This window comes from Lactobacillus sp. HMSC08B12 (assembly GCF_001808415.1).
Lineage (GTDB): Bacteria > Bacillota > Bacilli > Lactobacillales > Lactobacillaceae > Lactobacillus > Lactobacillus delbrueckii.
The window spans coordinates 2,249-13,728 of sequence record NZ_KV793093.1 but is presented as its reverse complement, the minus strand read 5'-3'; the positions used below and the strand labels follow the sequence as shown (position 1 = coordinate 13,728).

11 protein-coding genes and 1 pseudogene are annotated in these 11,480 nt (G+C 51.5%); 11 read left to right on the top strand and 1 reads right to left on the bottom strand.

Annotation, left to right across the window (positions count from 1 at the left end; all coding sequences use genetic code 11):
• Positions 1 to 155: 155 nt before the first annotated feature.
• Complete coding sequence (locus HMPREF3168_RS00510; protein WP_070487952.1) at positions 156 to 1,013, bottom strand: pyruvate, water dikinase regulatory protein; 858 nt, start codon at positions 1,011 to 1,013, stop codon at positions 156 to 158.
• A 168-nt stretch (positions 1,014 to 1,181) separates the two neighbouring features.
• Between HMPREF3168_RS00510 and rpsU the strand changes: the two genes are divergently transcribed.
• From rpsU to HMPREF3168_RS10550, 11 genes and pseudogenes are all read left to right on the top strand, one after another.
• Positions 1,182 to 1,358: a 30S ribosomal protein S21 gene (rpsU, locus tag HMPREF3168_RS00505; protein WP_002880182.1), complete on the top strand. Its 177-nt coding sequence runs from the start codon at positions 1,182 to 1,184 to the stop codon at positions 1,356 to 1,358.
• Positions 1,359 to 1,511: 153 nt separating this feature from the next.
• The gene (locus HMPREF3168_RS00500) at positions 1,512 to 2,459 is read left to right on the top strand and encodes a PhoH family protein (protein ID WP_035161276.1); all 948 of its coding nucleotides are present in this window, start codon (positions 1,512 to 1,514) and stop codon (positions 2,457 to 2,459) included.
• Positions 2,459 to 2,983: an rRNA maturation RNase YbeY gene (gene ybeY, locus HMPREF3168_RS00495; RefSeq protein WP_070487949.1), complete on the top strand. Its 525-nt coding sequence runs from the start codon at positions 2,459 to 2,461 to the stop codon at positions 2,981 to 2,983. Before HMPREF3168_RS00500 ends, ybeY begins: the two co-directional genes overlap by 1 nt.
• Position 2,984: 1 nt before the next feature.
• Positions 2,985 to 3,404 (top strand): cytidine deaminase, encoded by a 420-nt coding sequence (gene cdd, locus HMPREF3168_RS00490; RefSeq protein ID WP_070487947.1) that lies wholly within the window; start codon positions 2,985 to 2,987, stop codon positions 3,402 to 3,404.
• Positions 3,388 to 4,293, top strand: coding sequence for a GTPase Era (gene era, locus HMPREF3168_RS00485; protein ID WP_070487945.1), 906 nt, complete (start codon positions 3,388 to 3,390; stop codon positions 4,291 to 4,293). The genes cdd and era overlap by 17 nt, the downstream gene beginning before the upstream one ends.
• Positions 4,293 to 5,042: a DNA repair protein RecO gene (gene recO / locus HMPREF3168_RS00480; RefSeq protein WP_003613030.1), complete on the top strand. Its 750-nt coding sequence runs from the start codon at positions 4,293 to 4,295 to the stop codon at positions 5,040 to 5,042. Before era ends, recO begins: the two co-directional genes overlap by 1 nt.
• Positions 5,043 to 5,307: 265 nt before the next feature.
• A complete protein-coding gene (gene glyQ, locus HMPREF3168_RS00475) occupies positions 5,308 to 6,219 on the top strand; it encodes a glycine--tRNA ligase subunit alpha (RefSeq protein WP_070487943.1) in 912 nt (303 codons plus the stop codon).
• Positions 6,212 to 8,278, top strand: coding sequence for a glycine--tRNA ligase subunit beta (gene glyS, locus HMPREF3168_RS00470; RefSeq protein ID WP_070487941.1), 2,067 nt, complete (start codon positions 6,212 to 6,214; stop codon positions 8,276 to 8,278). The genes glyQ and glyS overlap by 8 nt, the downstream gene beginning before the upstream one ends.
• Positions 8,279 to 8,309: 31 nt before the next feature.
• Positions 8,310 to 10,148 (top strand): DNA primase, encoded by a 1,839-nt coding sequence (gene dnaG, locus HMPREF3168_RS00465; protein ID WP_070487939.1) that lies wholly within the window; start codon positions 8,310 to 8,312, stop codon positions 10,146 to 10,148.
• Complete coding sequence (gene rpoD, locus HMPREF3168_RS00460; RefSeq protein WP_050952523.1) at positions 10,120 to 11,238, top strand: RNA polymerase sigma factor RpoD; 1,119 nt, start codon at positions 10,120 to 10,122, stop codon at positions 11,236 to 11,238. Before dnaG ends, rpoD begins: the two co-directional genes overlap by 29 nt.
• 41 nt (positions 11,239 to 11,279) lie before the next feature.
• Positions 11,280 to 11,480, top strand: a pseudogene (locus HMPREF3168_RS10550) (RNA polymerase sigma factor RpoD); the annotation flags it as partial.

The following is an 11,480-nucleotide window of genomic DNA, read 5'->3' as shown; positions in this document are numbered from 1 at the left end:
TCAAGATTTAGTAAGTTTTATGATTCGGAATATTTCATTTTAGTTGATCCAGTTTCTGGAGAAGTCTTCAGAGTGGATGAAAGTCCGCTGAAGTAAAAGAAAAACGCGCGCTTACGTTTGTTGTAAGCAGCGCGTTTTTTTACGCAATTATTTGATTAATCTTCTTCGTAACCCAGGTGGTTTATAATCAAAGCCGCGGTTTCTTCGATTGACCGTTCAGCCACGTTGATCACGAAGCAGCCCAGCTTCTTGTATAAGGCCATGGCACTGTCCAGTTCGGCATTGATGGAGTCCATGTTGGAGTAGGCAGTGTCGGGGTCCATCCCGTAGCTGATCATTCTTTGCCGGCGGATGCGGTTGAGCACTTGCGGATCGGTGGTCAAACCAATGATCTTCTTCGGGTCAATTTGGTAGATTTCCTTTGGTATGTGGGTCTGCGGTACTAGCGGCAAGTTGGCCACCTTAAGCCCCTTGTTAGCCAAAAGCAAGGAAAGGGGAGTCTTGGAAGTCCGGGAGACACCTAACAAGACAACGTCTGCTTCCAAAAAGCCCCGCGGATCCTTGCCGTCGTCGTACATAACCGCGAATTCCATGGCGGAAATCCGGTTGAAGTACTTGTTGGTCAATTGGTGGTTAGCCCCAACCAGGCCGGTCGGCTTCATATGGGTCGTCTGGCCGATAGCCTCAATGATCGGAGACAAAATGTCGATGTACCTAGCCTTGTGTTCCCGTGCAAACTTGATGATCGGCAATTGCAGCTTCTCATCCAGCATGCTGTAGACGATGACCAGGTTAGGGTACTGCTCGATTTCTTCCAGGGTAGCGGCCAGCTTCTTTTCGTTAACCATGAAAGGATAGCGGCGGTAGTTGACTTCGGCGTCAGGGAACTGGACGGCAGCCGCCTGGGCGTTGTTAAAGGCCGTTTCCCCAGCTGAGTCGGAAATAATAATAATGTTGACTTCCATCTTTTCAGTTTTTTCTGTTTGCTTGTTTTCTGCTTTATTTTCAGTCATATAGATCACCTCATCAACTCTATTATACCGGATAATGCGCTTTCTGGATCTTAGCCCAAAAAACTTTTCAAAAAATCTGTCCAGTCTATTGACGATTAGTCGATTTTTGCTATAATTTAGATAAATGCTTATGGCAGCAATGCCAAGAAATGGAAGGAGGGATCACACATGGCTAAGACTATCGTTCACGAAAACGAGTCTATTGATGATGCTCTTCGTCGTTTCAAGCGTTCCGTTTCTAGAAGTGGTACTTTGCAAGAATACCGCAAGCGTGAATTCTACGAAAAGCCAAGCGTTCGCAGAAAGTTAAAATCTGAGGCCGCTCGCAAGCGTAGACATTATTAATCGACTGAAGCTCTCGTGAAAACGGGAGCTTTTTTCTTGCTTATTTTCCGTGTTCTCTTTTGGCCTAAATCGTGTATCATTGGTTTAGAAGAGTATAGTCTGGCGGACAGAGATGTGCTTGCCCGCTGGTTTGAAAATGAAGGAGTTCTTTTATTGGAAAAGAAGTTTTTGCCCCACAGCAGCGAAAATGTCCAGAAGCTGGTGGGCGTAAATGACAGCAATTTGAAGCTGATCGAAGAAGGCTATGAGGTTATCGTTACTGACCTGGGTGGTCAGATCAAGGTTGCTGGACCTGAAGAGCAGGTGGAGACCGTCTTGCGGGTTTTAAAGGCCTTAGACGGGGTAGCCAGCAACGGGATCAATTTAACTCCGGCCGATGTGGTCAGCGCCATGAAAATGGCTGACCGGGGGACAACTGAATACTTTGGCGACCTCTATAAGCAGATCTTGATCAGAGATGCTAAGGGCCGGCCAGTCCGGGTCAAGAATATGACCCAGAAGAGCTATGTTGAAGCCATCAACAAGAGCGACGTGGTCTTTGGGATCGGACCCGCCGGGACAGGGAAGACCTTCTTGGCTGTCGTCTGCGCGGTTGCTGCCTTTAAGCGGGGAGAGGTCTCCAAGATCATCTTGACCCGGCCGGCAGTTGAAGCCGGGGAATCCCTGGGCTTTTTGCCAGGGGACCTTAAGGAAAAGGTTGACCCTTACCTGCGGCCAATCTATGACTCCCTTTATGCCATCTTAGGGCAGGGACCAACTGACCGTTTGATGGAGCGGGGCGTTATCGAAATCGCTCCTCTTGCTTACATGAGAGGGCGGACCTTGGAAGAAGCTTTCGTCATTTTAGACGAAGCGCAGAACACGACTGACGCCCAAATGAAGATGTTTTTAACCCGGCTGGGCTTTAACTCCAAGATGGTGGTCAACGGGGACATGACCCAGATCGACCTGCCTGGCAAGGCCCACAGCGGTTTGATCACGGCCCGCAATATCCTGCAGGGGATCGACCAGATCGAGTTCGTGGAATTCAGTGCGGCTGACGTTGTCCGGCACCCAGTCGTAGCAAAGATTATCAAGGCATATGAAGAGGAAGGAAAATAATGCAGGGAATTGACGTAAGCTACAGCGATGAAGTCGGCTTTTTGACTAAGGGAGACCGGGACTGGGAAGACTGGATCATGCAGCTGCTCCTCATGGCGAAAAAGGAAATCGGCAAGGACAATGCCCAGGAAATGAGCATCAATTTCGTTGACGAAGACCGGTCGCAGGCTATCAACCGGGACTACCGGGATAAAGACCGGCCAACCGATGTGATTTCTTTCGCCATTGAAGACGGCGACGACGGCCTGGACCTGGCTATGTTCACCCAGGACCCGGACTTTATCGAAGACATTGGCGACTTGTTCATGTGCCCAAGTGTTATCGAGCGCCACAGCAAGGAATATGGCACCGGCTTTGACCGGGAATTTGGCTACACGATCGTGCACGGCTATTTGCACTTAAATGGCTATGACCACATCGAGCCAGACGAAGCCAAGGAAATGTTTGGCATCCAGGGCAAGATTTTGGAAGAATATGGCCTGCCCCTTTATCCGGACCAATTAGACGAAGGAAGAGGAAAATAGCATGAACGAGTTGGAAGAAAAACTCTTTTTGCTGGCCAAGGACCATTTGGCGGATGCCTATAGCCCTTATTCCCACTTTCACGTGGCCAGCGCTTTAGTGACGGACGCGGGAGAAATTTTTACCGGGGTCAATATTGAAAACTCTTCTTTTGGCTTGACCAACTGCGCCGAACGGACGGCGATCTTCTCCTGGGTGAACGCTGGCCGGCAGGGCAAGATCAAGTGCCTTTTGATCATCGGCAACACTGACCGGCCAATCTCCCCTTGCGGGGCCTGCCGGCAGGTAATGAGCGAATTTATGGCTCCGGAAACGGAAGTAATTCTGACCGACAGCCAGGGGGACTATGAGCGCTTTACAGTTGAGCAATTGATACCATACCATTTCACAGAAAAGGACATTCAAGATGGGGCAAATAAGTAAACACAAGTCAGGTTTCGTAGCATTGGTTGGCCGGCCAAATGTCGGCAAGTCAACCTTGATGAACCGTTTAATCGGGCAGAAGGTGGCGATCACCTCCGCCAAGCCGCAAACTACCAGAAACAAGATTTCCGGCATCTACACTGAAGATGACATGCAAGTTGTCTTTGTCGACACGCCGGGGATTTTCAAGAGCCATTCCGACCTGGACGAATACATGGACAAGGCCAGCCTGTCTTCTTTAAAGGACGTTGACTTAGTCATGTTCATGGTTGACGCTAAAGAAGCCGGCAAGGGCGAGGAATACGTGGCCGGTCTTTTGAAGGATTTGGATATTCCGGTATTTTTGGTTATCAACAAGATCGACCAGGTTCACCCAAATGATCTTTTGCCAATCATCGACTCCTACCAGGCCGTCGGCAAGTTCGCGGAATTTTTGCCAATTTCCGCCCGGCAGGGCAACGGGGTCGACGACTTGCTCAAGACCTTGAAGGACTACCTGCCAGAAGGACCGCAATACTACGCTTCAGATGAAGTAACCGACCGGCCGGAATACTTCGTGGTGGCTGAGATGATCAGAGAACAGATCCTTCGCTTGACCGACCAGGAAGTTCCCCACTCAACTGCTGTCTGGGTTGACCAGATGAACCAGCGGATCAATGGCAAATTGCAGATTGATGCCACGATTTTTGTGGAAAAAGACGGGCAAAAGCGGATCATTATCGGGCAAAGAGGGTCCATGATTAAGCAGATCGGGATGCGGTCCAGAAAAGAAATCGAAAATCTTCTGGGCGAGAAGGTTAACTTGAAGCTCTGGGTCAAGGTACGGCGCGACTGGCGGCAGGACCCGGCCTTCCTCAAGTCCATCGGCTATGACAAGAAGGAACTTTAATGGCCGCTGACCTGCTCGATGTCCACGGCCTGCTTTTTAAAAGGCAGCAGTATAAAGAGGCTGACCTCTTGGCCAAGCTCTGGACCAAGGAACTGGGAATCGTCACCGTAATTGCCAAAGGTGGGATGCGGCCCAAGTCCCAGCTGGCCGCCGCGGTTTTGCCCTTTACGGAAGGGACTTTTGGCATCTTGACCCGCTACAAGGGGATCAGCCAGCTGCGGACCTATAAGAAGCTCAGCCAGCACGATGAGCTTTTTACCGACCTGGACAAAAATGCCTATCTTTCTTATCTTTTTGACCTAGCTGACCATGCCTTCAGCGAGTACCAGAAACTGGGGGGCTACTATGACCTTTTGCTAGTGGCCTTTAACCGGATCGTGGCTGGCCAGGACCCGGAAATTATTGCCCAAATTGTCCAGCTGCAGCTCCTGGATGCCTTCGGGGTAGCTCCTCAGCTGGGGGCCTGCGTGATCTGCGGCAAGGAAAAAGGAATTTTTGACTATTCAATCGCCGCCGGCGGGGTGGTCTGCAGCGACCATTTCCGCTCTGTCAGCCGCCTGCACCTGTCGCCAAAGGCTACTGCCTTAATCAGAACCCTGGCCCTTTTACCAATCAGCCGTTTAGGAGAGATCCAGATCGGCGAAGATTTGAAAAAGGAAAGCCGGCGGGCCATCGCCCAGATCTACCAGGCAACAGTGGATTTGCACCTGCCCAGCCTCCGCTTTTTAAATGAGGTCCGGGGCAGCTGATTTTCCTAAAAAAACATGAAAAGAAAAGGGATTTGTGGTAAAATTAGCCTGTATATTGGTAATGATGAGGAAATAAAAAAGTACCGCGGCAGCGAGTATCGGTTGGTGGAAGGATACAGCGGGAAAAGGCCCCTCTAGCCAAGCTAATTAAGAGCAGGAAGCAAATAGGCTTCCTGAATTAGGGTGGAACCGCGAATACTTTTTCGTCCCTATGCAAAAGTAAAATTGCATAGGCTTTTTCTATGGCCTTGCATAGGAGGTAACTATGACACAAAAATTAGATATTCAGACCATGATCTTCAAGCTTGAACAGTTCTGGGCTTCAAAAGGCTGCATGATCATGCCGTCATATGATGAAAACAAGGGTGCGGGGACGATGAGCCCATACACCTTCTTGCGGGCAGTCGGGCCTGAACCTTGGAAGGCCTGCTACGTTGAGCCTTCCCGCCGGCCAGCTGACGGGCGCTACGGGGACAACCCGAACCGGCTCTTCCAGCACCACCAGTTCCAAGTCGTTTTAAAGCCGGCTCCGCTGGAAATCCAGCAATACTACCTGGACTCCTTGAAGGTTCTTGGCATTGAACCTTTGGAACACGACATCCGCTTCGTTGAAGACAACTGGGAAAACCCATCCATGGGCTGTGCCGGTGTTGGCTGGGAAGTCTGGCTGGACGGGATGGAAGTTTCCCAATTTACCTACTTCCAAACTGTCGGCGAACTGGACGTCAAGCCAACCATGGGCGAAATCACTTACGGGGTTGAACGGCTGGCTTCCTACATCCAGGACGTTAACTCAGTCTTTGACCTGGAATGGGGCGACGGCGTCCTTTACCGGGACATTTTCAAGGAACCTGAATACGAACACTCCAAGTACGCCTTTGAAGAAAGTGACCAGAAGCAATTGCTGGAATTCTTTGACACTTACGAAAGAATTTCCAAGCGCCTTTTGGGCCAGAACCTGGTTCACCCGGCTTACGACTACATCTTGAAGTGTTCCCACACCTTCAACCTGCTGGACGCCCGGGGGGCAGTCTCAGTAACTGAACGGGCCGGCTACCTGCACCGAATCCGCAACATGGCTCACGAAGTAGCGGTTAAGTTTGTGGAAGAACGTGAAAAGCGCGGCTTCCCATTGTTGAAGAGCGCACAAGCAAAGGCGGAGGCAAGCAATGACTAAAGACTTTTTATTTGAAATCGGCGTTGAAGAAATGCCAGCCCACGTGGTCAGCAAATCAGTCAAGCAGCTGGCTGACAGAACTGGCAAGTTCTTGAAGGAAAATGGCCTGGGCTTTAAGGAAATCAAGACCTACTCAACTCCCCGCCGCCTGACTGTCCTGGTCAAGGAACTGGATGAAAAGCAGGCTGACGTGGACGAAGTCAAGAAGGGGCCAGCCAAGAAGATCGCCCAGGACGCTGACGGCAACTGGACCAAGGCCGCTGTCGGTTTTGCCCGCGGCCAGGGGATGAGCGCCGACGACATCTACTTTGAAGAACTCAAGGGCGTGGAATATGCCTACGTGCACGTGCAAAAGGCCGGCAAGGAAGCTAAGGAAATCCTCTTGGGCCTGGATGAAGTAATCAAGTCCATGACCTTCCCGACCAAGATGCGCTGGGACTCCCAAGACTTTGAATTTGTCCGCCCGATCCACTGGCTCGTTGCCCTTTACGGCAGCGAAGTCGTCCCAGTTGAGTTCCTGGACATCACTGCCGGCCGCAAGACTGCCGGTCACCGCTTCCTGGGCGACAGCGTGGTTTTGGCCAACGCTGACGACTACGTGGAAGCTCTGCGGGACCAATACGTCATCGTTGATGCTGACGAACGCAAGGCCATGATCGTTTCCCAGATCAACGACCTGGTAAACAGCCACAACTGGCAAATCAAGCTGGATGCCAGCCTCTTGGAAGAAGTCAACAACCTGGTTGAATACCCGACTGTTTTTGCCGGCTCATTTGACCAAAAGTACCTGGAAATCCCGGACGAAGTCCTGATCACTTCCATGAAGGACAACCAGCGCTATTTTGAAGTCTACGACCAGGAAGGCAAGCTAATCAACTACTTCATCTCCGTGAGAAACGGGAACAAGGACCACTTGGAAAACGTGATTTCCGGTAATGAAAAGGTCCTGGTTGCCCGCCTAGATGACGCGGTATTCTTCTACGACGAAGACCGCAAGTACCCGCTCAGCCACTTTGTTGACCGGATGGACAGCGTTTCCTTCCACGACAAGATCGGTTCTATGGCAGAAAAGATGACCCGGGTCCGGATCATCGGCGACTACCTGGCCAAGAGATTCGGCCTGTCAGCTGAAGAAGTGGCTGACTTTGACCGGGTAAGCGGCCTGTACAAGTTCGACCTGGTAACCCAAATGGTCGGCGAATTCGCTGAACTGCAAGGGGTTATGGGGATGCACTATGCCCGCCTGGCTGGCGAAAACGAAAACGTTTCTGTCGCCATCAAGGAACACTACATGCCAACCACGGCTGAAGGCGACTTGCCGAAGACCAAGGTCGGCGCCCTCTTGTCAGTTGCTGACAAGCTGGACACCATTATCGCCTTCTTTGGTGCCGGGATGATTCCTTCATCATCAAACGACCCATACGCTTTGCGCCGTTACGCTTACGGGATTGTCCGGATCCTTTTGAATGAAGACTGGTCCCTTCCATTTGACCAGGTTGTTCCGGAAATCGTGGAACTTTTGTCTGGCAAGACTCCGGCCAAGCTGCCGCAAGGGGCGGAAGAAGACAAGCAACTTGCTGACTTCATCCGTGACCGGATCAAGCAGTTCTTGCAAAAGAACAACTACCAATACGACGTTATCGACGCCGTTCTGGCTTCAAGCGAACAAGACCCAAGCCAGATCCTGGCCGCTGCCAAGGTTCTGCAGCAGCACCATGACGACGAGGCCTTCAAGCCAGTCGTTGAAAGTCTGACTAGAATCGCCAACATCTTGAAGAAGGCTAAGTTCAGCCAGGCTAGTCCGGTTGACCCAAGCTTATTTGAAGACAGAAGCGAACAAGACCTTTATAATGGAGTTGAAGCTTTGGCAAATGTCAAGGACCATGCTGAACTTTACGAAGCCTTCGTTGCTTTGCAAGGGGTAATCGACCGCTACTTCGACGTCAACATGATCATGGCCAAGGACGAAGCAGTCAAGAACAACCGCTTGAGCCAGCTGGCAGCTGTCAATGACCTGGCCAAGCGCTTGGGCGACTTGAGCAAGTTGGTTATCAAGTAAGAAGCAAATTTTTAATAAAGGATGAGGCAAATTGGCTGGAAGAATTTCGGAAGATTTTATCAATGAAGTTCGGGGCAGCGTAAATATCGTTGACGTGATCAGCCAGTATGTATCACTAGAGAAGAGAGGCAAAGACTATGTTGGTCTTTGCCCTTTTCATCAAGAAAAGACCCCCTCTTTCAGCGTCAACCCGGACAAGCAGTTCTTCTACTGCTTTGGCTGCCATAAAGGCGGCAATGTCTACAAGTTCATCATGGAAAAGGAAGAAGTTACTTTTCCAGAAAGCGTTGAAAGAGTAGCGGAATTCGCCAATATCCCCATGCCCCAGGAATACCAGGAGCAGCCGGTCAAGCTGAATCCTTTGATGCAGATGCACAAGGAAGCGGCGGACTTTTACCAGCAGGTTCTCATGACTACCAAGATCGGGGAAAGGGGCCTGGAATATGCAAGAAAAAGAGGTCTGGACGATGACCTGCTCAGGCACTTTAAGATCGGCTATGCCCCAGGCAAGTCCGACCTGCTCTTGACCTATTTGCGAGGCGAAGGCTATACGGATGACCAGCTGGCGGAAAGCGGCTTGTTTGTCAAGAGCCAGGACGGCCGCCTCTTTGACCGCTTCAGAGACCGCTTGATGTTCCCGATGAGTGATGAAAGCGGCCACCCGGTAGCCTTTTCCGGCCGGAGAATCAGCGATGACCCGGAAGAACCCAAGTACTTGAACAGTCCGGAAACCAGCATCTTCAACAAGTCCGACCTGCTCTTCCACTTTTCAGAAGCCAAGAAACATGCCAGAAAAGAGGGACACCTGGTCTTGTTTGAAGGACATATGGACGTGATTTCGGCCTATAAGTCCGGGGTCAAGACCGGGATTGCCTCCATGGGGACCAGTTTGACCCAGCAGCAGGTCTATATGATCCGCCGGATCACCAAGCAAGTCGTCATCAACTATGACGGCGACGATCCAGGCCAGCACGCAACTGAACGGGCGGTGGGCCTCTTCAAGCAGGCCGGCAACTTTGACCTGGGCATCGTGATCCTGCCTGACAAGCTCGACCCGGACGAATATGTCAAGCAGTACGGACCGGACAGCTACCAGGCCGCGATTAGAGGGGCTATTTCGACCACTGACTTTTTCCTGCAGCGCTTGAAGAAGAAGTACAACTTAAACAATGAGCGCGAGCAGGTGGCCTATTTAAGCGAGGCAGTAGCGGAAATCGCCGCCTTGCCCAACCCGGTTGAACAAGACCTTTATGTAGGCCGCCTGGCCAAGGAAACCGGAGTCTCCCTCGACGCTTTAAAGGTCAACTTGTCCAGGGCCCGCCGCAAGCAGCGCCGGGTGGACCAGCATACCAGCAGCGAAGTCCTGCCCGAGCTGGCTCCCTTGGCTCCAGCCGCGGATCCGCAGCCGGTCACCAGGGCTCTAAAGGCCCAGCAGCGCCTGCTTTATGCCTACATCTATTCTGATGAGGCCCGGGACTACTTGACCGTCAACGGTTTTGTTTTTCCAAACCCGGAATACGAGCGCCTGGCCAAACTTTGGCTCAATTACATTGAAACTCATGAAAATGTTTCATTGAGCGGCTTTTTGGATTTTATTCCTGAAGAACTTCAGAGTATAATTGTTAGTACTGATATGACTGGGTTGCCAGGGGAAATCACCTTGGAAGAGCTCGAGGCGCAGGTTCGGGTACTCAACCTGTGCAAGATAGATGATGAGATCGACCGCCACATGCAGGCGATTGCAGACGCGCGTCGGCGAAACGACCAAACGGCAATTTTGCTGGAAACACAGGCAATTTTGCAGCTAAGGCAACTGAAGCTGCAGGAAGAGGAGGCAGTTAGTGACAGAAGAAAAGCAAACCAAGGCTAATGAGATGTCCCTGGAAAAGGCGGTGAAGCTGGTTGTTGAAGGAGTAAAGGCCAGCCACCAAATCACTGAAGCTGCTTTCGAAGACCGCTTGATCAAGCCCTACAAATTAGAGGGCAAGGCCGTCGACCAGCTGGTTCAGGAATTTGAAGACAACGGGATCAGCATTGTTGATGAGGACGGCAAGCCTTCCAAGCTGGCTCTGACCAAGCAGAAAAATGTTGAAAAGGCGGAACTGAACAATATGGACGCCCCGACCGGGATGAAGATGAACGACCCGGTCAGAATGTACTTAAAGGAAATCGGCCGTGTCAACCTTTTGACCAGTGAGGAAGAAGTCGCCCTGGCCAAGCGGATTGAGGCCGGCGATGAAGAGGCCAAGCAGGAACTGGCTGAAGCCAACCTGCGTTTGGTTGTCTCGATTGCCAAGCGCTATGTCGGCCGGGGGATGAACTTCCTGGACTTGATCCAGGAAGGGAACATGGGCCTCATGAAGGCGGTCGACAAGTTTGACTACCGGCTGGGCTACAAGTTCTCCACTTACGCGACCTGGTGGATCCGGCAGGCCATCACCCGGGCAATTGCCGACCAGGCCCGGACGATCAGAATCCCGGTTCACATGGTGGAAACCATTAACAAGCTGATCCGGATCCAGCGCCAGCTCCTCCAGGATTTAGGCAGAGACCCGGAACCGGAAGAAATCGGGGCGGAAATGGACTTGCCGGTCAAGAAGGTTAGGGAGATCTTGAAGATTTGCCAAGAGCCGGTTTCTTTGGAGACCCCAATTGGGGAAGAAGACGACTCCAATTTGGGCGACTTCATCGAAGACAAGGACGCGATGAGTCCCGAACAGCACGCGGCCAATGAGATGCTGAAAGAGCAGCTGGCCGAGGTTTTGGATACCTTGAGTGACCGGGAAGAAGAAGTCCTCCGTTTGCGTTTTGGCTTAGATGATGGCAAGGCCAGGACTTTGGAAGAAGTCGGCCAGCATTTTGAAGTGACCCGGGAACGGATCCGGCAAATTGAGGCCAAGGCCCTCAGAAAGCTCCGCCACCCGAGCCGGAGCAGCCAGTTGCGGGATTTCTTAGATTAATGTGTAGCGTGATGCTGCTGTGATAGAGTGAAGGCAATCAAATGACAGACAAAGCTAAGCAGACAGGAAAGGCAGACCAGGTATCCCTGGCTAAAGCCGTTAAGTTAGTTGTTAAGGATGTCAAGAAGAGCAAGCAAATTTCTGAAAAGGAATTTACCGACCGCTTGCTGAAGCCTTACCAAATCGAAGGCCGGGCGGTCGATCAGCTGGTGCAGGAATTTGAAGACAACGGGATCAGCATT